The sequence below is a fragment of the Arthrobacter sp. Y3223065 genome (genome assembly GCF_059090885.1).
On record NZ_JBNHGC010000002.1, the window covers coordinates 193,368 to 213,835 of the forward strand.

The following is a 20,468-nucleotide window of genomic DNA, read 5'->3' on the forward strand; positions in this document are numbered from 1 at the left end:
AGTTTACAAGCAAGCGCTACCCTTTGAGTTATGACCAAATGGGAATACGCGACAATTCCGCTCATTATCCACGCGACCAAGCAGATTCTGGACCAGTGGGGTGAGGACGGCTGGGAGCTCGTCCAGGTGTTCCCCGGACCGAACGGAACCAATCCGGTTGCCTATTTGAAGCGGGAGAAGCAGTAGCCATGACGGAAACGACAGAGGCGCGGAAGTCCAGCGTCGAAGAGCGGCTGGCCGGTCTGGGTCTGTCCCTGCCGGACGTGGCAGCTCCGGTGGCCGCCTACGTACCGGCGGTTGTCTCGGGGAACTATGTGTACACCTCCGGGCAGCTCCCGTTCGTCAACGGCGAACTTCCGGCCGCCGGCAAGGTGGGCGACGGTGCCGGCCTGGTCAGTGCCGAGGAGGCCAAGAACCTGGCCGCGACGGCCGCCGTGAACGCCTTGGCTGCAGTCAAGAGCGTCATCGGTGACCTGGACCGGATCACCAGGGTGGTCAAGGTCGTCGGTTTCGTGGCCTCCGATCCGGAATTCACCGGCCAGCCGGGTGTGATCAACGGCGCCTCCGAGCTGCTGGGGCAGGTCCTCGGCGAGGCCGGCGCCCACGCCCGGTCCGCCGTCGGCGTGGCAGTGCTGCCGCTGGATTCGCCGGTCGAGGTAGAACTGATTGCCGAATTCAGCTAGTCCGCTTCGCGAGGAGCAGCGGCTCTTCCCCGTGGCGCCGGACCAGCTGGGCGCGGCCCACAGCTGGTTCCAACACGGAGAGCGCACGCCGCGGAAGCCCCGGCTGGCGTCGTCCGTGGTCCTGGTGCGGGACGGGCCAGCCGGCACGGAAACCTACCTCGGCTACCGGACGGGGTCCTCTCCGCTGGGCACGGTGGCCTTTCCCGGCGGCAGCGTGGAGGAGACCGACGGCGACCCGGTGACCTGGTACGGTCCCTCGCCGACCAAATGGGCCGAGATGCTCGGGCTGGACGACCACCGCCTGGCCCACGCGCACGTGGTGGCGGCCGTCCGCGAGCTGTTCGAGGAAACCGGCGTGTTGCTGGCCGGCCCGGACGAATCCACCATGCCGGAATCCACGTCCGGCGCCGACTGGATGCGGACCCGGGAGGCCGTGGCCGACCAGGAGAAGTCCTTCGGCGAAGCGCTGGGCAAGCGCGGACTCGGCGTCCGCACGGACTTGCTCAAACCCGTGTCCCACTGGCTCAGCCCGGACTTCGCTCACCGACGCTTCGATACGCGCTACTTCGCTGCGGCCCAGCCGGCCAACCAACGGCCGTCCCTGCTGGAAAGCAAGGGCGTGTGGGCCTCGTGGCTGCCGGCGCAGGAGCTGGTGGCCGGGCGGAACACCACGGCGCTCGGCGATCTCGTGGACCAACCCGACACCCGCGGGCTGACGTTCAGCGAAGTGACCTCGCCGGCGGTGGAGATCATCGTGGAAAAGATCGCCGGCGCCCGCGGCTGCATTGCCTACCTCTCGCACAAGCGCCCGCAGCGGCTCTACCACCCCGAACTGATCCAGGTTGAGGGTGTGCCCATGCTGCAGGTCGCGGCCAACTCCGCCACCGAAGGCGGCGCCGCCCAACGGGGACGCTGAGCCCGCTCCGCCGACACTGAGCCCGCTCCGCCGACATGGATCCCGCTCGCCGCGTTGGACCCGTGGCCGGGGACCTAAATCCATCCTCCCGACCACAACGACGACGGCGGGGGCCCACCATCGGTGAGCCCCCGCCGTCGTACTTTTCAGCCGAAGATCAGCGCGAACGCTGGCGCAGCCGCTGGATGTCCAGGATGACTACGGCGCGTGCCTCCAGTCGCAGCCAGCCGCGCTGGACGAACTCGGCCAGCGCCTTGTTGACGGTTTCGCGGGAGGCGCCAACCAGCTGGGCCAGCTCTTCCTGCGTCAGTTCGTGCGCCACCAGGATGCCGTCCGTGGCGGGGCGGCCGAAGCGGTCGGCCAAATCCAGCAGTGCCTTGGCCACACGGCCCGGAACGTCGGAGAAGACCAGATCGGCCAGCGAGTCATTGGTGCGGCGGAGGCGGCGGGCCAGGGCCTGCAGCAGCTGCGCCGATACCTCGGGACGGGTCTCCAGCAGGCCGCGCAGGTTCTCGTTCTTCAACCCCGCGAGGCGGGTTTCGGACACGGCGGTGGCGGAGGTGCTGCGCGGGCTCGGGTCGAAGAGGGCCATCTCGCCGAAGAGCTCGCCCGGGCCGAGGATGGCCACCAGGTTCTCGCGGCCGTCGGCAGCGGTGCGGCCCAGCTTGATCTTGCCGGAGACGATGAAGTAGAGCTGGTCGCCCTGGTCACCTTCGCGGAACACCGATGCGCCGCGGGACAGATCGACCTCGGTCAGCTCGTCGGTCAGCGCGGCGAAAACGTCGTCGTCAAGGGTGGCAAAAAGAGGTGCGCGGCGAAGGATCTCTACGTCCATGAATTCTCCAAGTTAGTACTGTTCGGCTGGGGTTCAAGCTGCCCGCCCGTGGGGGCACTGCTCTCCATTTTGCCGCATGTAAAGCCCCTGTGACATCTTCCACAAGGCTTTTCGCTCCCAGAGGAGGAAAGCGCCGGCATCGGGCACCGACACGGGCTGCCGGAAGTGACAACCGGTAACGGCGGTTAATAATTCCCGCGGTCGGACCGCCTAGACTTATGCACATCCCACCGCAACGGAGAATGAGTGATTTTCGGCCTGACCATCTTGGACATCGTCCTGCTGCTGATCCTCTTGGCGTACCTGGTCTCAGGTCTGCGCAAGGGCTTCCTGCTCACCCTCGGCGGCATAGCCGGCATCGCCCTGGGAGCGGTGGCAGCCTTCTTCGCCATCCCGCTGGTCAGCGAATGGGTTCCGGACAGCGCCTGGCGGCTGACCGCAGCCATTGCCGTGGCCATGTTGCTCGTGGTGCTCGGGCACGCCCTGGGGACGGGAATCGGCGGAGCCATCCGACGGCGGATGGACTTCCCGCCGCTGCGGCCGCTGGACCGGCTGCTGGGCGGGGTGATGAACCTGGCCGTGACCGCGCTGGTAATCTCCATGCTGGCGTTCAGCCTGGGCACCATGGGCGTGCCGTTCATCTCGCAACAGATCGCCGCCTCCAAGGTGATCGCTTCGATCGAAAACCTGACCCCGGATCCGGTAAAGGCGTGGGCGGCGCAGGTGCGCTCCATCGTCGTTGCGGACGGCATCCCGCTGGTCCTCGACCCGCAGGTGCCGCAGGAATCGGCGCAGGTTCCCGACGCCAGCACCGATACCGCGGCCCTGAACGAGGCGGCGGCCTCCGTGCTGCGGATCGCGGGGACGGCCTTCCAATGCGGGCAGAACCAGACCGGGTCCGGCTTTGCGGTGGCACCGGACCGCGTGCTGACCAACGCCCACGTGGTGGCCGGCGTCAACGAACCGGTGGTGGAAATCCCCGACGGACGGGTGCTGCCCGGCCGGGTAGTGTTCTTCGACCCGGTGCGTGACCTGGCCGTCCTGGCCGTGGACGGGTTGGACGTGCGGCCGCTGCCGCTGGGAGGGGAACTGTCCGAAGGCGACCTGGCGGCGTTCCAGGGCTACCCGGCCGGCGGTCCCTTCCAGAGCAAACCGGCCACCGTGCAGGGCCGTTCGCAGGTGCTGGTGCAGAACATTTACGGCGCGGACCCGTCGTCGCTCGAGGTCTACACGCTGGCGGCGAATGTGCAGCAGGGCAATTCCGGCGGACCGCTGCTGGATGCCGACGGAAACGTGGCGGGCGTGGTGTTCGCCAAGTCCACGGAGAACGTCCCGGTGGGCTACGCCCTGACCTTGGATGAGGTCCAGCCGGTCGTCGACCAAGCCCTCGGCTATCAGGAGACCATCTCCGCCGGCCAGTGCGTGACCCGCTAGCTGTTGTCCTGACGGAGCCAGTCCAAGAACTGGCCGTGCGGGCCGCTGACGGCCACAGGTTTCCCGTTGTGCGAGAGCAGGAAGCGGCCCCGCTGGGTCCGGTCGTTTAGGCCCGGAATGCCGGAGTCGTCTTCCGGCAGCGGCATCACCCCGGGTCCTTCGTGCGCGAGCCAGTGCACACCCCGCTCCCGGATGAGCCCCTCCACCAGGGTGCGGAACCGCCGCCGGTCCCGCTCGGGCAGGTAGGCAAGCACCGCCGAATGGAACACGACGACGGCGGCATCCTCAGGTGCCTGGGCCACCAGCGCGGGCAGTTGCTCGGTGAGGTCGCCGGCCACGAGCCGGACCGGTGTGCGGCGGGCCACCTCGAGGGCCCGGTGCAGCCGGAGGACGCGGAACTCCTGCCCCGGCCAGATCAAGGCCTCGAGCCAGGCGACATCGCCGGCATCGGTGATGTCCGGCGGATTCAGGTCGATTCCGGCGCGCCAGCAGACTTCGGGCAGCGACCCGGGCAGCGGCGGGCGGCCGGAGGTGGAGCATTCCAGCAGCGGAGGCTCCGGTGCGGCACCGCCGGCAGGGGCAGCCTCCGGCGCTTCCGCCCCGGCCCCGGCGGCAGGTGAGGGCCGCGGCGCGAAGACCGCACCGCCGTCGTACTGGTAGCGGTACAGGTCGGGATAGAGCAGCAGCCCCGCCGAGGCGCCCACCTCGATGAGCGCCAGCGGCTTGGATTCGGAGGCGGCGATGGCCGCCAGGGACGGCAGGAAGACGGCGCAGCGGCCGGGTTCATTGGTCTGCGTGGTGCGGGCCAGTGCCACCGCCCGGGCCGAGTCCCACCGCGAGAGCAGGAAGTCGCGGAAGCCCGCGTATCCGGCGGCGCCGGCGCCAAGGGAGCGGGCTGCCGCCAAAACCAGGTTGGGCTGGCGCTTCGACGCGGGCAGGGTATCGATCAGCGCCAAGACCTCGGGATCGTCGCTGATGCCCAGGGCCCACTCGACGTACACCGGGGACTGGCCTGCGGCCTCGTACAGGCCGAAGTTCCGGTACCAGCCGGCGGTGTCCCCTCGCTGTCCGCCCATCGTCCCGTGGCCGTCCCGCTACAGGGCCTCGGCGAGGTATTCGACCGCGAGCCGGTAGCCCGTGATGCCCGCGCCGGCGATGACGGCGTCCGCGACGCCGGAGATGTAGGAGTGGTGGCGGAACTGTTCGCGCCGGTGGATGTTGGAGATGTGCACCTCGACCACCGGGAGGGCCACGCCGGAGAGCGCGTCCCGGAGCGCCACGGACGTGTGGCTGTAGCCGCCGGGGTTGATGATGATCGCATCGGCCGTGCCGCGGGCAGCATGGACCGCGTCGATCAGCGCCCCTTCGTGGTTGGACTGGACGCACTCGGCGGTCCAGCCGCGGGCGGCCGCGGCGTCGGTGGCGAGCTGCTCGACGTCGGCCAGCGTGGCGGTGCCGTAAACGTCCGGCTCGCGCGTGCCCAGCAGGTTCAGGTTGGGGCCGTTGAGGATCAGGACGCGGCGGGTGCCGGGGATATCTGCAGTCATGCCTTTTACTATGCCTCAATCACGTTCCGGTGGAGCTGACCCGTTGCAGGCGGGGCGTCCCTGCCCCCGAAGCATGATGCCGGGCCCTCCCGCGCCAGGGGCGGCGGGAGGGCCCGGCATTCAGACGGCTGCCGGGCGTCAGGCCTTCAGCGAGGTTGCGATCTGCTGCATGACGGTGTTGTCGGCCAGCGTGGTGGCGTCGCCGACTTCGCGTCCTTCGGCCACGTCCTTGAGCAGCCGGCGCATGATCTTGCCCGAGCGGGTCTTGGGCAGTTCCGGCACCACCAGGATGGTGCGCGGCTTGGCGATGGGCCCGATTTCCTTGCCGACGTGGGCGCGCAGCGTGGCAACGATGTCCTCGTTGGATCCGTGCCGGGTGGCTGCTTCGCCGCGCAGGATGACGAACGCGACCACTGCTTCGCCGGTCGTTTCGTCCTTGGCGCCGACGACGGCGGCCTCCGCCACGGCGGGGTGGGAGACCAGCGCCGACTCGATCTCGGTGGTGGAGAGCCGGTGGCCGGAGACGTTCATGACGTCGTCCACCCGGCCGAGCAGCCAGATGTCGCCGTCCTCGTCCTTCTTGGCGCCGTCGCCGGCGAAGTACATGTTCTCGAACCGGGACCAGTAGGTTTCCTTGAACCGTTCCGGGTCGCCCCAGATGCCGCGCAGCATGGCCGGCCAGGGCTCGCGGATCACCAGGTAGCCGCCGTGCCCGTCCGGGACGGAGGCGCCGAGTTCGTCCACGACGTCGACGGCGATGCCCGGGATCGCGACCTGCGCGGAACCGGGTTTGGCGGCGGTGATTCCGGGCAGCGGGGCGATCATATGCGCACCGGTTTCGGTCTGCCACCAGGTGTCCACGATCGGTGCCTTGTCGCCGCCGATCACCCGGCGGTACCACATCCAGGCCTCGGGGTTGATGGGTTCGCCCACCGAGCCGAGCACGCGGATGGAGGACAGGTCGTACTTGGCGGGGATCTCTTCGCCCCATTTCATCATGGTGCGGATCGCCGTCGGGGCGGTGTAGAGGATGGAGACCTTGTACTTTTGAACGATTTCCCACCAGCGGCCCTGGTGCGGGGAATCGGGGGTGCCCTCGTACATCACCTGGGTGGCGCCGTTGATCAGCGGCCCGTAAGTGAGGTAAGAGTGGCCGGTTACCCAGCCGATGTCCGCGGTGCACCAGAACACGTCGGACTCCGGCTTCAGGTCGAACACCACCTTGTGCGTGTAGGCGCACTGCGTGAGGTAGCCGCCGGTGGTGTGCAGGATGCCCTTGGGCTTTCCGGTGGTGCCGGAGGTGTAGAGGATGAACAGCGGGTGCTCGGCGTCGTGCGGCACCGGCGTGTGTTCGGCCGACGCGGTCTCCACGGTGTCCGCCCACCACAGGTCGCGGCCCTCGTGCCAGTCCACCGGTTCGCCGTTGCGCCTGACCACCACCACGTTGGAGACCGTGTGTCCGGGGGCGGAGAGCGCCTCGTCCACGGCCGGCTTCAGCGGGGACGGCTTGCCGCGGCGCCAGGTGCCGTCGGCGGTGACGACCAGTTTGGCCTCCGCGTCGTCGACGCGCGACCGCAGTGCGTCGGCGGAGAAACCGCCGAACACCACCGAGTGCACGGCGCCGATCCGGGCGCAGGCCAGCATGGTGATCACGGCCTCCGGGATCATGGGCAGGTAGACGGCGACCCGGTCGCCCTTGGCCACGCCGAGGGACTCGAACGCGTTCGCGCACCTTTTCACGTCCTCGGTCAACTGGGCGTAGGTGTAGGTGCGGGTGTCGCCGGGTTCGCCTTCGAAGTGGATCGCCACCCGGTCGCCCAGCCCGTTCTCCACATGCCGGTCCAGCGCGTTGTAGGCGGCGTTCAGCTCGCCGCCGACGAACCACTTGGCAAACGGGGCGTCCGACCAGTCCAGCGCCTGGGTGAAGTCCTTGTCCCACGACAGGACCTCGCGGGCCTGCTTGGCCCAGAAGGCCGGACGGTCCGCCTCGGCTTCCGCGTAAACGTCCTGCTTGGCCACCGCGGCGGCGGCGAATTCAGCGCTGGGCGCAAACCTGCGGTTCTCGTGAAGCAGGTTTTCCAGGGCGTCGCCGGTGGCGGCGGTCGACTGCGTTCCGTTGGCTTCAGACATGTGAAGGCCCCTTCGTCTTGCTGGGTCATTGGCGTGCACCCGGCCTCGTCGGCCGGGCGCACCTGCTGCTTGCCAGCCTAATCCTTCGCGCGCCGACTGCAGTGTGCAGCGTCACACTGTGCGATGTAAAAGGAGGTGAATCTGCGGTGAACGGCACGCGGCACCGCCTTCGCCCGCGGGAATCCGGCTAGTGAAGGGTGGGTTCCTTGACTACGCTGAGACCAGCGCCCGAACGTTGCACGGCGGGCCCGGCCCGCGGTGCGACCCTAACGACCCATGGCGGGCCCGGCCCGCGCTGCAACCGTAACAACCGGAGGATCGAAGATGTCCCAGAGCTCCCAGACCCACGGCACGGCAGGAACTGCGGTGGCCGGCCCGTTCACCGTGCGAGACACGGTGGTGGGCGCCGGCGTCGTCCTGCTTTTCCTCTCGTCCGTGATGCCCCTGCAAGTTCTCCAAGGCATCGGCGTGAACCTATGGAACTCGGGCGGCCTGTTCCAACTGGGGCTGGGCATCCTGCTGCCGGCGGTGGTGCTGGTCCTGTTCGTCGTGCGGCGGCTGGCACCGCAGACGCCGCTGCGGGTCGGCTCTTTGTCGGTCGACCAATTCGCCTCCGTGGTCGCCTCCCTGGCCTTGGCCTTCTACTTCCTGACCATCGTCACCGTCTTCAGCGTCAGCGGAGTCATCGGATTCATTGGCGCGCTGGTGCTCTTTGCGGGAACCGTATGCGCACGCTGGATTCCGCAGCTTGCCGCCGATTTCGCGGGACGCCCCGAAGCCGTCGCCCACCCGGTGGCGCGTGACGCTGTTCCGGCTGCACCCCGGCCGAGGCAGCCCAAGCCCGCCACCGGGCAGCCGGCCGCCCATGAGGGAGCCGCCGGCAAGGGGGGCGCGCGGGCCGGTGCCGTCCGGATCGACGAGGCGACGCCGGGAACGGCCGGCGCTGGAGCCCGCGCCGGTTCCGCAGCCCATGCTCCGTCTGGCGCGCACCAAACCGGAGCGCAACAACCGTCTACCGGGCAGTTCGCTGCGCCCTCCGGCAACGGCGCAGCCGGGGTGGCAGGCGCTGCCGCAGCCGCCCAGGCCACGAACTCGTCCGCACCCGGCGCCGGTACCGCGACGATTGCCTCCGGACGGGATACCGACGCCAGCCCGATCAGCACTCAGCGGGCCGAAGACCTTGAGCCGGACGATTCCGTGTCGCCGGGGGCGGCAGACGGGGAGGCCGTGGGCATTCCGGTGACTGCCGATGCGAGCGGATCCGCAACTGCGCGCGCTGCCGCGTCCTCGGCGGGCGGCGTGGCCCGGGATGTCGGCTACTCCGCAAGAACGGTGGTGGGAGGTTCCGCCGCGGCGGCCGGCGACCGGCAGTCCCAGGAGCCTGCCGAAACGGGTCACACCGGAGCCGGGGATCATTCCGACGGCACACAGGAGCACAGCACAGGGGAGCACGGTGCAGCCGACCGGGCGGCAGGGGCGGCCGTTCCCGCCGGCGGGGCCGTAGGCGGTGCAGCCGCCAAGCCGACCGGGGCCGGAGCCAGCGCGGCTCCCGCTGCCGCCGGCCAGGCGACAACAGCCACCACGGCCATGCCATCAGTCGGGGAGACCGGCACCGCGCGCGCCGTGGCCGACGCTGCCTCGGCGTCTTCGCCCATCAGCGCCACCAGGGAACACTACGAGGAAGCCGAAGGGGAATACGAAGCCTTTTGGTTCGCCGTCGGGCGCACCCGCCCGGTGCTGGACGAGAACACCGGTAAGGTCATGTTCACGGTGGAGCCGGGGTCATGGATCCTGGCGCTGCAGGACCGCGGCGACGAATTCCTGGTGCAGCACACGGACGGCCGGGTGGGCGTCCTGAGAGACCTGACAAACATTGAGCGTGCCTGACCGGGCGCCGGCCGCCCGCCGGCGCAAAACCGAAGAGTCCCTGCTGGCACGCAAGCGCCGGGCCCGGCGGATCAACAAGGAGCTGGCCGAACACTACCCGTATGCGGTGGCGGAACTGGATTTCTCCAATCCCTTCGAGCTGCTGGTGGCAACCATCCTCTCCGCGCAGACCACCGACGTCCGGGTCAACATGACCACTCCGGTGCTCTTCGACCGCTACCCGGATGCCCGTGCGCTCGCCGCCGCGGATGAGACCGAACTGCAGGAGCTGATCAAGCCCACGGGTTTTTTCCGGGCCAAGTCCCAGAGCCTGCTGAAGATGGCCAACCAGATCGTCGACGAGTTCGACGGCGAGGTCCCGGGAAACCTGGACGACCTGGTCAAGCTCGCCGGGGTCGGCCGCAAGACCGCCAATGTGGTGCTGGGCAATGCGTTTGGCATCCCGGGGATCACAGTGGATACGCATTTCCTCAGGTTGTCGCGCCGCTTCGGCTGGAGCGAGTCGACCGACGCGGTCAAGGTGGAATTTGATGTCGCCGAGCTGTTCGAGCCCAAGGACTGGACCATGCTCTCCCACCATGTTGTCTTTCACGGCCGCCGGGTGTGCCACGCCCGCAAGCCGGCGTGCGGCGCCTGCCCCGTGGCCCAATGGTGCCCGTCCTACGGGGAGGGAGAGGTGGACCCGGAGAAGGCGCGGAAACTGTTGAAGTACGAACTGGCGCCGGGGCGCGAAGAACTGCTGGCCCGGATGATGGCCGGTGAGACGAGGCGGGAGCTTCGCGCAGCCGGCTTCCCGCTGGGAGCCTGACGGTGAGCGCCAAGAAGGACCTGCAGCGGCTGGTGGAGCTGCCGATGGACCAGCGGCTCTCCGTCCGCGAACGGGAGCGCTGGTACGACGTCACCCTGGATCAGGAAGCGGCCCGGCCGGCCGCGGTGCTCCTGCTCTTCGGCGCCCTGGACGACGCGCCGGCGCACTTCCACGATTCGGCCGTCCCGGATGACCTTGACGTGCTCTTCGTGGAACGCGCCGCGGGCCTCTCCTCGCATCCGGGGCAGGTGGCGTTTCCGGGCGGCAGCATTGATCCCGACGACGACGGACCGGCCGCCGCCGCAGTCCGCGAAGCGGTCGAGGAGACCGGTCTGGATGCGGCCGGCGTCGAAGTCCTGGGGGTCCTGCCGGACATCCCGCTGTCGGTCAGCAACTTCCTGGTGACGCCGGTCCTGGCCTGGTGGGCCGCTCCCTCTCCCGTCGCCGTGGTCGACTTTGCCGAGTCGGCGCAGGTCTTCCGTGTGCCGGTCGCCGACCTGCTGGACCCTGCGAACCGGCGCATGTCGGTGCTCCGCCGCGGTGGACAGGACTTCCGCAGCCCCGCGTTCCTGGTCCACGGAGTGGTGGTCTGGGGGTTTACCGCCATTTTGCTCAGCCATCTTTTTGACGACCTGGGCTGGTCCTTGGACTGGGACAGGTCGCGCGAGATTCCGGCGCCGATCGCCCCGCGCCCTGCAGCCGGCTAACGGATTATGGTCCGGCCGGCCGGCCACCCCGGCGGGGGAGGCGCGCTGCTTTACTTGGCGTAGGCGTAGGAATCGACCACTGCCACACTGACCGGGAAAGCCACAGGGATGTGGCCGAAGACCAGACGGGTGGCGGCAGCAGCCGACTCTTCGACCAGCCGGCAGGCCAGTTGCGTCCGGTCCTCGCGGACGTGCAGCATGACCTCGTCGTGGAGGAAGAACACCATCTCCCCCACGAAGGTTCCTTCGGCAGCGCAGGCGCGCAGCCGCCGTCGCAGTTCCGCAAGCCAGCACAGCGCCCACTCGGCGGCCGTGGCCTGCACCACGAAGTTGCGCGTGAAGCGGCCGCGGCTGCGCGCCAGGGTATCTGCCCGTCGCTGCTCTTCCGCGGTGGCGGTCCGCTGGGAGGCCAGCCAGCGTTCCGACGGCGGAGGGCAGCTGCGGCCCAGATAACTGCTGACCATCTGTCCCGCTTCGCCGGCCCGGGCCGCGCGCTCCACCACGGCGATGGCCTGCGGATACGTCCGGGTGAGCTGCGGCATCAGCCGGCCGGATTCACCGGTGGTGGCACCGTACATGGCCCCGAGCATCGCGATCTTCGCCTTGGCCCGATCGCCGCCGAATCCGGTGTCGGCGATGCCCTGATAGAGATCCTTGCCGCGGCCGGCCGCTGCCAGCGCCCCATCCTGCGCCAGCGCCGCCAGCACCCGGGGTTCCAGCTGGGCGGCGTCCGCGACGATGAGCTTGCGGCCGGGATCGGGGCGGACGGCGTCACGGATTTGGCCGGGTATCTGCAGGGCGCCGCCGCCGCGGGAGGCCCATCGCCCGGTGACCACGCCGCCCACCACATACTCGGGCCGGAAGCGGCCATCCTGCACCCAGGCGTCCAGCCACGCCCAGCCATTGGTCGTGAACAGGCGGGCGAGCTTCCGGTAGTGCAGCAGCGGCTCGATCGCCGGATGGGAATGCTGCTTCAATTCCCAGGAGCTGGTGGTTTTGACCTCGATGCCGGCCCGGTGCAGCGCGCGGATGAGCTGCTGCGGGGAGTCGGGGTTGAACGTGGGATTGGCCAGCTCCTGTCCGAGCCTGACGGCGAGGACCTCCAGCTTTTCCGGCCGCTGGTCCTCCCGCGGACGTGCACCCAGTTGGTCCGAAAGGATGCGCAGGTGCACGTCCTCGCGCCAGGGCACGCCGGCATGTTCCATCTCGGTGGCGATCAGGGCGCCGGCCGATTCGGCGGCCAGCAGCAGTTGCAGCCGGCCGCGGTGGGCCGATGCGGCCACGGCCGCCAACTGGTCCTGCAACTCGGCCACCAGGTCCTCCAGCTCCGTCCCGCCGGCCCGTGGTTCGTCAAAGAGGGTGAACTGGTCCGGGGACTGCTGCGCCGGCGGCAGTTGACGGGGCAGCTCTTCATCCTGATGCAGGGACGGTGCCTCCCGCAGCGCGCGGATATACCCGGTGTCCGGGGCAAGGACCGACAAGGCCAGGATGTTGCGGGCCAGGGCGAGATCGTGGCTGCGGTCCACGTCGGTGCCGGCGGCCAGCAGCGGCAGGTAGACGGCACGCGTGGCTTCGAAGACCCAGCGGGGTCCCTCGCCATCGAGGCTCCGGACCGTCGCGGCCAGTTCTCCCTGGGGCACGACGACGGGCGGCCCGGAGGGGGTGCCGTGCGCGTCGGTGCGCTGCAGGTACGCGACGGGTTCCGTGCCCTCCGGCACGGAAATGTTCCGCGCAGCGGAGGCCAGGACCATGTACACACCTCAATTCTCCACTGACCTGTCCTCCACACGGGCCAAGCCGTCCGCCGCGGCCCACATCCGGCGCCCCCTCGGCCGGCGCCGGGCCGGAGCTCCGGGACGATCGGAGCATGCCAGGACACCACGCCGCCGCCGAACGGTCCCGCTGGAAGCCCGCGGAAGCGGCGGACGTAGTGCTCGTCGGCGGCACCGACCGGCTGCGCGATGAAGTTGCCCGGATCGCGGCGGCGGCCGGGCTTGCACTTCGGCCCGACGGTCCGCCGGGAACGCCTGCCGCTGCCGGCGGAGCCACCCCGCTGCTGCTGGGAACCGCCGGGTATCCCCGGGTGCACCGGACCGACGGGGAAATCATCGTCGTCGGATTCATCGACGAGGCACCAGCCCTCTGGGACCTGGCGGCCTCCACGGGGGCCGGCCGGGTAGCAGTGCTGCCCGACGGGGCTGCGTGGCTGGCGGAATACCTGAGCCGGACCCGGCGGCGGGACACGGCCGGGAAGGTGGTTGCCGTGCACGGAGCCAGCGGTGGAGTAGGAGCCTCGGCCCTGGCCGGATGGCTGGCCGGGGCGGCAGCCCGTTCGGGAACGGCCACGGTGTTGGTGGACGACGACCCGCTCGGCGGTGGGCTCTCGGCGGCCCTGGGCGCCGCCGACGTCCCGGGCCTGGCCTGGCCGGACCTGGCAGCAGTGCAGGGAACCGTGAACCCGGTCCAACTGGCGGCCTCGCTACCGGCGACGGGCGGATTCTCCCTGCTGTCATGGCCCGGGTCGGGGGATCCCGCCCTGCACGACGTCCCGCGGGATGAGGTGGCGGCGGAGATCATGTCGGCCGCGGCAGGTGCCTTCGGTTTGGTGGTCGTCGACGCCGGACGGCTGGGAAGGCCGCCCGAGACCGGACCGGCGGCGGACGACATCGTGCTGCTGGCCCGCACGGATAGCCGTTCGCTGCGGGCAGCCGCAGCCGCGGCAGCGGCGGCAGCGGCCGGCGCCGGAACGAACATGCACCTGGTGGTCCGGGGACCGCTGCCGGCGGGAGCCGACGAACAGCTGATCGCCGACGAGCTCGGGGTGCCGTTGGCCGGCTACGTGCCGTACCTGCGCGCGGTCCCCGCTGCACAGCGGGCAGGCCGCCTGCTGGACCTGGCATCGAACAGGCGGATCCGCGCGTTGTGCGCCGGCCTGCTGGAGCGCCTCAACCCCGTACCGGGGCCGGGCAACAGGTCATGAACGGCTCGGAACGCAGGCACCGGGCTGCCCCGGCAGCGACCCCCGGCATCGGCCTTGAGCCCTTCCGCCGCGCCGTGCTCTCCGATCCATCGCCGGTAACGGGAGCCCGACTGGCAGCAGCCGTTCAGTCGAGCGGCCGTTTACTGGGAACGGCCGGTACGCTGCGGGCGGTGGACTCACTGGCCGCGGAGTTGCGCGGACTGGGGCCGCTGCAACCCCTGGCGGACGCGGGAGCGACGGACATCCTGGTGAATGGCCCGCAGGACGTCTGGACCGACGGCGAAGGCGGCCTGCGCCGCGCCCACGTCGCTTTTGCCAACGACGCCGAGGTCCGGACGCTGGCCGCACGCCTGGTCGCGGCCGGCGGGCGCAGGCTCGACGATGGAAACCCGTGCGCGGACGTGCGCCTTGCGGGTTACCGGGTCCACGCGGTGCTGCCACCGGTTTCGACCGGCGGGACACTGCTCTCGATCCGGCTCCACCGTCCGCGCCGCTTCACGCTCGCGGAACTGCTCGTCGCTGCACCGCAGTGGCAGCCCTACCTCGAGGCCGTCGTCGTGCAGCGCCTGAACTTCCTGATCTGCGGAGCCACCGGGTCAGGCAAGACGACCTTGCTTTCGGCGATGCTGGGGACCGCCGGCCCGCGGGAACGTATGGTCCTGGTCGAGGATGCCGCCGAACTGGACCCGGACCATCCGCATGTGGTGGGCCTGCAGAGCCGGACCAGCAACGTCGAGGGCACCGGATCGATCGGAATGGTGGAGTTGGTTCGGCAGGCCCTGCGAATGCGGCCGGACCGGCTGGTGGTGGGAGAGTGCCGGGGAGCGGAGGTCCGCGAGTTCCTCGCGGCGATGAACACCGGTCACGCGGGAGCCGGCGGCACCATCCACGCGAACTCTGCCGCGGCGGTTCCGGCCAGGCTGGCGGCCATGGGCGCGCTCGCCGGGATGAGCGCCGAAGCGGTCGTGCTGCAGGCGGCGAGCGCACTGGACCTGGTGATCTCGCTGCACCGCACAGGGGAAGGGCGTTGCGTGCAGGAAATCTGCCTGCTGCGGCGCGATCCCGCGGGTGGCCTGCAGACCATCCCGGCGCTGGCCGCTGACGGAGCAGGGTTCAGGTACTCGCCGGGCTGGGACGAACTTCGCGGACGGTTGTTCCCATGACCGGCCTCGCGGTGTTCCTGCTGACTGCGGCCGCCTGCCTGCTGCTGTTGCCGAGGCCAAGGCACCGTCCAGCCGGGCCACACCGCCGCTCATGGCAAGGGTCAGCCGGCGACAGGGCGCGGCGGCGGTCCGCCGCCAGCGAATTGGACCAGTTGCCCCTCTTCGTGCGGCAGATGGCCGCGCTGTTGGGTTCCGGGCGCACACCGGCCCAGCTCTGGCCGGATATGCTCTCGGTCTACGCTGCGCCGGAACAGCCTGACCGGTCCCCGCCGGGCGCACGGCAGCGGGATGGAACGGGCCCAGCATCAGGTGCGGCGGCGCGAGAACGTGGGCTGCTGGTCCCAACCCTCGAGGCGGCAGCACAGGCCGCGGAACTGGGACTGGGAATCGGACCGGTTCTGCGGAGGCAGGGGCCGGGGAGCGGCCGGCGGGCACACCCTGAGGCCGCCGCCGTGCAACGGATGTGGCATGATCTGGCTGCCTGCTGGGAGGTTTCCGAGAGGACCGGGGCACCACTGGCATTGCTGTTGGAGAATTATGCCGGGCACCTGCAGCATCGGCTTGATGCCAGGGCTGCGCGCCGGACCGCGCTGGCGGGGCCGAAGGCCACCGCGGCCCTGCTCGGGTGGCTGCCGCTGCTGGGACTTGGACTCGGCGCTGCCATGGGTGCCGACCCCGTCGCCACGCTGCTGCTGTCACCGACGGGGTGGCCGGTCCTGGTCACCGGGGTGGCGCTCATGGTCGGCGCACGCTTCTGGTCCCGGCACCTCGTGCGCCTTGCTGCCGGACGGGAGGGCCTGTGATCCCGGTGCTGACCGGTGTACTGCTCTTTGCCGCCGCCTGGCTGCTGTGGCCGGGACTGTCCGGGGCGAGCTGCATCGTCGCGAAGTCGCCGCGGGCTCCAGACGCAGGCCGGGAGGGCGGCGGGGACGAAGCGGCCGACGATCCCGCCCTGCACCTGGATTTGTTGGGTGCCATGCTGGCAGCGGGACTGCCCCTGCCCCACGCCGTGGCTGCCCTCGCCGCCACCACCCGGGGAATGACCAAGACGGCTTTGGATCAAATTGCCTCTGCGCTGTTGCTGGGCGTGGAATGGCAGGAGGCCTGGGCGCTCGCGGAGCCCGGTTCCGGACTGGACGTGTTGCGTGATTCCTTGCGCTTCGGTGCCGCAACGGGTGCGCCCTCGGCGGCGGTGCTCTTTGCCCAAGCAGACCAGCTGCGGCGAAGCCGGCAGCAGGAAGACCAGCAGCGGGCGGCTGCCCTCGGCACCCGGCTTGTACTTCCGCTGGGGCTGTGCGCCCTTCCCGCCTTCATCGCCCTGGGCGTGGTGCCGGTGCTCGTCGCCCTCGTGCCCAGGCTGTAAGCACTCCTCCACAGTGCAGGCCGCGCCGCAGGTTGTGCACCGGCAGCAAGTCGGCGGTGCCCGCACCCTGGCGTAGTCGGGGAGGCTCAAATGACCGCAATCCGGCGGCCTTATCCAGGAGGAAAACATGTCATTGTCACTGGTCGAAATCCGGGACCGGACAGCACCACGCCCGCTGCCGCCGAACCCCGCGCTGCCGCCGAATCCCGTGCTGCCGCATCCACGCGGGGACGCGGCGGCGCAGTCACGCGGGAACGCGGCGGCGCAACCACGCCGGGCCGCAGCGGCGCAGACGCCCGGGGCCGCTCCGCTGCAACTGCCCGGGATGGAGCATGAGGACTCCGGCCATCGGGCAGAGGTAATTGCCTTCCCGGCCGGCGGCCGGGACAGGCTAGCCAGGCGAAACTGGCGGCATCTGGCAGGTTCTGAAGCCGGGATGGCAACCGCCGAGTATGCCATCGCGACGCTTGCGGCGGTGGCTTTCGCCGGCCTGTTGGTCCTGATCCTGCGCAGCGGCGAAGTCCGCGGCATGCTCACGGACCTGGTGGAACTGGCGCTGACGGCGGTCTGACCGGTGTCTCTGAGCCGCCCCGCCCACTTCCGCGCCAGCCGCTGCGACACAGCCGCCCACGGCCGCCCCGGCGAGCGCGGCAGCGTCACGGCCGAATTCGCCATCGTCCTCCCCGCCGTCGTCGTCGTGCTGGCTTTCCTGCTGGCCGGGGCAGCCGCCGGCGCAACGCAGCTGACTGTGGAGAAGGCCGCACAGGCCGCGGTTCGGCAACTCGGCCGCGGCGAGTCGGAGACAACCGCCGCCCATACCGTCCGCTCCATCGCGGGGGACGGCGCCACCTTGGCGTTCGGCAGCGGCGACGGCTGGGTCACGGTGCATGTCAGGGCGCAGATGCCGGGACCCTGGCCGGAATTTGGCGGCTGGACGCTGGAAGCCCGGGCCACCGGGCCGGTCGAGCCGACCGGGGGACCGGTGGTCCGGTCAGGCGCAGGAAATGATGGCCGATAACCGTCCGCCGTTGCCCGGGGCGGCACCACCCGGTGCGGCACCCCCTGGAGCCGGTGCCGCTGCCGATGCCGGCGCAACAGGACAGGACTGCACGGAGCACGGGGCCGGAACGGTGCTGTCGGTGGGCCTGGTGCTGCTGCTGTGCCTGATGCTCGCGGTGGTCGTCACGGTGATGCAGACGGCCACGGCATCGGCGCGGGCCGGCAAGGCGGCCGACTTGGCTGCCCTGGCCGGCGCCGATGCTGCCCGCGGCCTGCTGGCCGGCGAACCATGCACCCTGGCCGCGGAAGTGGCACGCAAGCAGGAGGCCGAAATGTCCGCCTGCCGCCGCTCCGGACCCGGCGGTGTAGTGGTTGACGTCCGGACCCGGACCCGGCTGCCCGACGTGCTGGGGTGGCTTAACGGACATTGGACGCATGCCGAGGGCCTGTCACGGGCGGGGCCGCCACCGGGGCGGTAAGGCCCGTGCAGGGCGGCGGTGCCCCGCGGTTACGCGACGGCTGTCTGGTGCCGGTCGGCAGGGGCAGGGCCGGCGTGGGAAAGCAAGGCCTCGATCAGCGTGACCGCCCCGGACTTGTCCAGGGGATTGTTCTTGTTGCCGCATTTCGGGGACTGTACACAGGACGGGCAGCCCGTTTCGCACTCGCAGGACCGGATGGCGTCCCGGGTGGCCGCCAGCCAGATCCTTGCCGCCTCGAAGCCCCGTTCAGCGAAGCCCGCACCGCCGGGATGCCCGTCGTAGACGAAGATGGTCGGCTTGCCGGTATCGGCATGCAGTGCTGTCGACACCCCGCCGATGTCCCACCGGTCGCTGGAGGCCACCAGCGGGAGCAGCCCGATGCCGGCATGTTCGGCCGCGTGCAGGGCACCGGGCACACGGGCCGCGACCAAACCGGCGGCCGTCAATTGCTGCTCGCCGATGGTGAACCAGACGGCCTTGGTGAACAGTTCCCTGGCACCAAGGTCCAGCGGCTCTTCGCCCAGGATCTCGTTGGAGATGAAGGCCTTGCGCTGGAAGGAGATGACTTTGGTGGTGACCTTGACGTCGCCGAAACAGGCCTGGACCTCGCCCCACTGCTCGGTCCGCTGCGCGCCGAGCACTTCGATCTGCGTAACGTCGCGGGCTTGTGTGTAGTAGTCCGGATTGGCCCGGGTCACCATCGCGCAGTGGTCCTGCTCGTTGAGCTCATCCACCACGTACGCCGTGCCTTGGTGCACGTACACGGCGCCGTTGTGGGCCTGGTAGTGCGACTGCGGAGAGTCCATGGTCCCGAGCAGCGTCCCTGATTCCGTTTCGACGATGCTGATCGGTCCACCGCCGTCGGCCCGCAGATTAACCATGGCCGCTGCGCTTTCCGGATGGGTCCAATACCAGCCGGCGGGCCGCCGCCGGAGATAACCGTCGGCGGTCAGCTGGTCGAGCAGGCCGGGAGCTGCGGCACCGAACAGCCCGATATCCGCCGGCGTCAACGGAAGCTCCTGGGCGGCGGCGCACAGGTGGGGCCCCAGGACATAGGGATTCGACGGGTCGAAAACGGTCGCCTCCACGGAGACGTCGAAGACAGCCTCGGGATGGTGCACCAGGTAGGTGTCCAGCGGATCGTCGCTGGCCACGAAGGCAGCCAGCGCGGCCTGCCCGGACCGGCCGGCACGGCCGATCTGCTGGAACAACGACGCGCGGGTGCCCGGCCAGCCCGCGACCAGGACGGCGTCCAGCCCGGAGATGTCGATGCCCAGTTCCAGCGCCGAGGTGCTCGAGACGCCCAGCAGCTGCCCGGACCTGAGCTTGGCTTCCAGCTCGCGGCGTTCCTCCGGCAGGTAGCCGGAGCGGTAGGCAGCCACCCGCCCCGGCAGCGAGGGATGGACGTCGTCCAGCAGCCGCTTGGTGATGGAGGAAATCGTCTCGGCACCCCGGCGCGACTTGATGAACGCGATGGTACGCACCTGCGCAGCCACGAGGTTGGCCAGCAGGTCGGATGTCTCTGCAACCACCGTGCGCCGTTCCTTGGCGCCGTTCTCGCCTTTGAGCTCGGTGAGCTGGGGTTCCCAGAACGCCACGGTCGTGGAGCCGTGCGGCGAGCAGTCTTCGGTCACAGCCTCTGCTTCCGCGCCGATCAGCCGACCGAAGGAGGTTCCGGGGTCCGCGGAGGTGGCAGAGGCCCCGATGAACACCGGGTCCGCGCCGTAGCTGGCGCAGATTCGGCGCAGCCGCCGCACCAGGTTGGCGACATTCGAGCCGAAGACACCGCGGTAACTGTGCGCCTCGTCAATGATCACGTAGCGCAGCCGGCGGAAGAAGCGTGCCCACCAGGCGTGGTTGGGCAGGATCCCGAAGTGCAGCATGTCCGGATTGGCCAGCACGAAGTTGGCATGGTCCCGGATCCAGCGGCGGGCACCCGGATCCGTGTCTCCGTCATAGGTTTCCGCCCGCACGGTGGGCAGCTTCAGCGCCTTGATGGCGGCCAGTTGGTCGGCCGCCAACGCCTTGGTCGGGGCCAGGTACAGGGCGGCGGCACCGCTCGGTTCGAGGCTGACGGTGTCTGCCAGGCCCGTCCGGTGGATGGCGTCCAGCGCCGGCACTTGGTAGGCCAGCGATTTCCCGGACGCGGTTCCCGTGGCAATGATCGTATGGCGGCCCTGGTGGGTGCTTTCGGCGGCGCGGACCTGGTGGCGCCACGGCTCGTGCACCCCGAGCACGGCATAGGCGGCACGGATATCTTCGTGGACCCAGTCCGGCCATGGCTCGGCCACGGCCTCCCGGGCCGGAAGCTCGCGGACGTGCACCAGTTGCTCAGGCTCCGGACCGGAGCCGAGCAGCGGGATCAGGGAATCGTGCAGGGCCACCCGAACATTGTGTCACCAGACCGAGGTGCGGCGGGCAGGCTCCGCAGCCCGGCAGGCCGGGCGCCCGGGGCGCAGCGGGCAGGCTTCCGCAGTCAGGCGAGCCGGGCGCCTGCCGGGCCGCCGGCCGGCCCGCACTGTGGCGGGCAGCAGGCG

General features: G+C 70.1%; 20 protein-coding genes. 14 read left to right on the forward strand and 6 right to left on the reverse strand.

Going from position 1 to position 20,468, the window contains the following annotated elements:
• Positions 1-30 precede the first annotated feature (30 nt).
• Genes sp36 through AC5RUK_RS05795 form a run of 3 tightly spaced genes read left to right on the forward strand, consistent with a single transcriptional unit; the run spans position 31 to position 1,599 of the window.
• The gene (sp36, locus tag AC5RUK_RS05785) at positions 31-186 is read left to right on the forward strand and encodes a Sp36 family protein (RefSeq protein ID WP_493978079.1); all 156 of its coding nucleotides are present in this window, start codon (positions 31-33) and stop codon (positions 184-186) included.
• A gap of 2 nt (positions 187-188) precedes the next feature.
• Positions 189-683 carry a RidA family protein gene (locus AC5RUK_RS05790; protein WP_493989539.1) on the forward strand — a complete coding sequence of 165 codons (495 nt, stop codon included), beginning with the start codon at positions 189-191 and terminating at the stop codon, positions 681-683.
• Positions 667-1,599 carry an NUDIX hydrolase gene (locus tag AC5RUK_RS05795; protein ID WP_493989538.1) on the forward strand — a complete coding sequence of 311 codons (933 nt, stop codon included), beginning with the start codon at positions 667-669 and terminating at the stop codon, positions 1,597-1,599. Before AC5RUK_RS05790 ends, AC5RUK_RS05795 begins: the two co-directional genes overlap by 17 nt.
• A 157-nt stretch (positions 1,600-1,756) precedes the next feature.
• Here AC5RUK_RS05795 and AC5RUK_RS05800 read toward each other — a convergent pair whose 3' ends face one another.
• Positions 1,757-2,434, reverse strand: a complete 678-nt coding sequence (locus AC5RUK_RS05800; protein ID WP_493966729.1) for a Crp/Fnr family transcriptional regulator — start codon at positions 2,432-2,434, stop codon at positions 1,757-1,759.
• A gap of 249 nt (positions 2,435-2,683) precedes the next feature.
• Here AC5RUK_RS05800 and AC5RUK_RS05805 point away from each other — a divergent pair, with 249 nt between their 5' ends.
• Positions 2,684-3,868 carry a MarP family serine protease gene (locus AC5RUK_RS05805; RefSeq protein ID WP_494151913.1) on the forward strand — a complete coding sequence of 395 codons (1,185 nt, stop codon included), beginning with the start codon at positions 2,684-2,686 and terminating at the stop codon, positions 3,866-3,868.
• Here the strand turns inward: AC5RUK_RS05805 and AC5RUK_RS05810 are convergent.
• From AC5RUK_RS05810 to acs, 3 genes are all read right to left on the reverse strand, one after another.
• Positions 3,865-4,944 carry a DUF2332 domain-containing protein gene (locus AC5RUK_RS05810; RefSeq protein ID WP_494151618.1) on the reverse strand — a complete coding sequence of 360 codons (1,080 nt, stop codon included), beginning with the start codon at positions 4,942-4,944 and terminating at the stop codon, positions 3,865-3,867. The genes AC5RUK_RS05805 and AC5RUK_RS05810 overlap by 4 nt on opposite strands.
• A gap of 18 nt (positions 4,945-4,962) precedes the next feature.
• A complete protein-coding gene (gene aroQ, locus AC5RUK_RS05815; RefSeq protein WP_493989536.1) occupies positions 4,963-5,415 on the reverse strand; it encodes a type II 3-dehydroquinate dehydratase in 453 nt (150 codons plus the stop codon).
• A 138-nt stretch (positions 5,416-5,553) separates the two neighbouring features.
• The gene (acs, locus tag AC5RUK_RS05820) at positions 5,554-7,545 is read right to left on the reverse strand and encodes an acetate--CoA ligase (RefSeq protein WP_494151619.1); all 1,992 of its coding nucleotides are present in this window, start codon (positions 7,543-7,545) and stop codon (positions 5,554-5,556) included.
• A gap of 324 nt (positions 7,546-7,869) precedes the next feature.
• Between acs and AC5RUK_RS05825 the strand changes: the two genes are divergently transcribed.
• From AC5RUK_RS05825 to AC5RUK_RS05835, 3 genes are read left to right on the forward strand one after another with little or no spacing between them, the layout of a single operon-like run.
• A complete protein-coding gene (locus tag AC5RUK_RS05825) occupies positions 7,870-9,432 on the forward strand; it encodes a hypothetical protein (RefSeq protein WP_494151620.1) in 1,563 nt (520 codons plus the stop codon).
• A complete protein-coding gene (gene nth, locus AC5RUK_RS05830; RefSeq protein WP_494151621.1) occupies positions 9,425-10,240 on the forward strand; it encodes an endonuclease III in 816 nt (271 codons plus the stop codon). The genes AC5RUK_RS05825 and nth overlap by 8 nt, the downstream gene beginning before the upstream one ends.
• 2 nt (positions 10,241-10,242) lie before the next feature.
• Complete coding sequence (locus AC5RUK_RS05835; RefSeq protein WP_494107531.1) at positions 10,243-10,947, forward strand: NUDIX hydrolase; 705 nt, start codon at positions 10,243-10,245, stop codon at positions 10,945-10,947.
• A 50-nt stretch (positions 10,948-10,997) separates the two neighbouring features.
• On the opposite strand, the gene AC5RUK_RS05840 is transcribed toward AC5RUK_RS05835, so the two are convergent.
• Positions 10,998-12,698 (reverse strand): bifunctional 3'-5' exonuclease/DNA polymerase, encoded by a 1,701-nt coding sequence (locus AC5RUK_RS05840; protein WP_494151914.1) that lies wholly within the window; start codon positions 12,696-12,698, stop codon positions 10,998-11,000.
• A gap of 116 nt (positions 12,699-12,814) precedes the next feature.
• Between AC5RUK_RS05840 and ssd the strand changes: the two genes are divergently transcribed.
• The 7 genes from ssd to AC5RUK_RS05875 all read left to right on the forward strand — a co-directional run bounded on the left by ssd (position 12,815) and on the right by AC5RUK_RS05875 (position 17,931).
• Positions 12,815-13,927: a septum site-determining protein Ssd gene (ssd, locus tag AC5RUK_RS05845; RefSeq protein WP_494151622.1), complete on the forward strand. Its 1,113-nt coding sequence runs from the start codon at positions 12,815-12,817 to the stop codon at positions 13,925-13,927.
• Positions 13,924-15,090, forward strand: coding sequence for a TadA family conjugal transfer-associated ATPase (locus AC5RUK_RS05850; RefSeq protein ID WP_494151623.1), 1,167 nt, complete (start codon positions 13,924-13,926; stop codon positions 15,088-15,090). The genes ssd and AC5RUK_RS05850 overlap by 4 nt, the downstream gene beginning before the upstream one ends.
• A 527-nt stretch (positions 15,091-15,617) precedes the next feature.
• Entirely contained in the window at positions 15,618-15,893 is a 276-nt protein-coding gene (locus AC5RUK_RS05855) for a hypothetical protein (protein WP_494151624.1), read from the forward strand.
• Complete coding sequence (locus AC5RUK_RS05860) at positions 15,890-16,453, forward strand: type II secretion system F family protein (protein WP_493989528.1); 564 nt, start codon at positions 15,890-15,892, stop codon at positions 16,451-16,453. The genes AC5RUK_RS05855 and AC5RUK_RS05860 overlap by 4 nt, the downstream gene beginning before the upstream one ends.
• Positions 16,454-16,580: 127 nt before the next feature.
• Positions 16,581-17,024 carry a DUF4244 domain-containing protein gene (locus tag AC5RUK_RS05865; RefSeq protein WP_494151625.1) on the forward strand — a complete coding sequence of 148 codons (444 nt, stop codon included), beginning with the start codon at positions 16,581-16,583 and terminating at the stop codon, positions 17,022-17,024.
• Positions 17,025-17,027: 3 nt separating this feature from the next.
• Complete coding sequence (locus tag AC5RUK_RS05870) at positions 17,028-17,471, forward strand: TadE family type IV pilus minor pilin (RefSeq protein ID WP_494151626.1); 444 nt, start codon at positions 17,028-17,030, stop codon at positions 17,469-17,471.
• Positions 17,458-17,931: an Rv3654c family TadE-like protein gene (locus AC5RUK_RS05875; RefSeq protein WP_494151627.1), complete on the forward strand. Its 474-nt coding sequence runs from the start codon at positions 17,458-17,460 to the stop codon at positions 17,929-17,931. Before AC5RUK_RS05870 ends, AC5RUK_RS05875 begins: the two co-directional genes overlap by 14 nt.
• Before the next feature lie 29 nt (positions 17,932-17,960).
• Here AC5RUK_RS05875 and AC5RUK_RS05880 read toward each other — a convergent pair whose 3' ends face one another.
• A complete protein-coding gene (locus AC5RUK_RS05880; protein WP_494151628.1) occupies positions 17,961-20,315 on the reverse strand; it encodes a DEAD/DEAH box helicase in 2,355 nt (784 codons plus the stop codon).
• Positions 20,316-20,468: the final 153 nt, after the last annotated feature.

Coding starts and splice junctions, on each gene's coding strand:
- sp36 (WP_493978079.1), top strand. CDS start 31: ATGACCAAATGGGAATACGCGACAATTCCGCTCATTATCCACGCGACC.
- AC5RUK_RS05790 (WP_493989539.1), top strand. CDS start 189: ATGACGGAAACGACAGAGGCGCGGAAGTCCAGCGTCGAAGAGCGGCTG.
- AC5RUK_RS05800 (WP_493966729.1), bottom strand. CDS start 2,434: ATGGACGTAGAGATCCTTCGCCGCGCACCTCTTTTTGCCACCCTTGAC.
- AC5RUK_RS05810 (WP_494151618.1), bottom strand. CDS start 4,944: ATGGGCGGACAGCGAGGGGACACCGCCGGCTGGTACCGGAACTTCGGC.
- aroQ (WP_493989536.1), bottom strand. CDS start 5,415: ATGACTGCAGATATCCCCGGCACCCGCCGCGTCCTGATCCTCAACGGC.
- acs (WP_494151619.1), bottom strand. CDS start 7,545: ATGTCTGAAGCCAACGGAACGCAGTCGACCGCCGCCACCGGCGACGCC.
- AC5RUK_RS05825 (WP_494151620.1), top strand. CDS start 7,870: ATGTCCCAGAGCTCCCAGACCCACGGCACGGCAGGAACTGCGGTGGCC.
- AC5RUK_RS05840 (WP_494151914.1), bottom strand. CDS start 12,698: ATGGTCCTGGCCTCCGCTGCGCGGAACATTTCCGTGCCGGAGGGCACG.
- ssd (WP_494151622.1), top strand. CDS start 12,815: ATGCCAGGACACCACGCCGCCGCCGAACGGTCCCGCTGGAAGCCCGCG.
- AC5RUK_RS05850 (WP_494151623.1), top strand. CDS start 13,924: ATGAACGGCTCGGAACGCAGGCACCGGGCTGCCCCGGCAGCGACCCCC.
- AC5RUK_RS05865 (WP_494151625.1), top strand. CDS start 16,581: ATGTCATTGTCACTGGTCGAAATCCGGGACCGGACAGCACCACGCCCG.
- AC5RUK_RS05875 (WP_494151627.1), top strand. CDS start 17,458: ATGATGGCCGATAACCGTCCGCCGTTGCCCGGGGCGGCACCACCCGGT.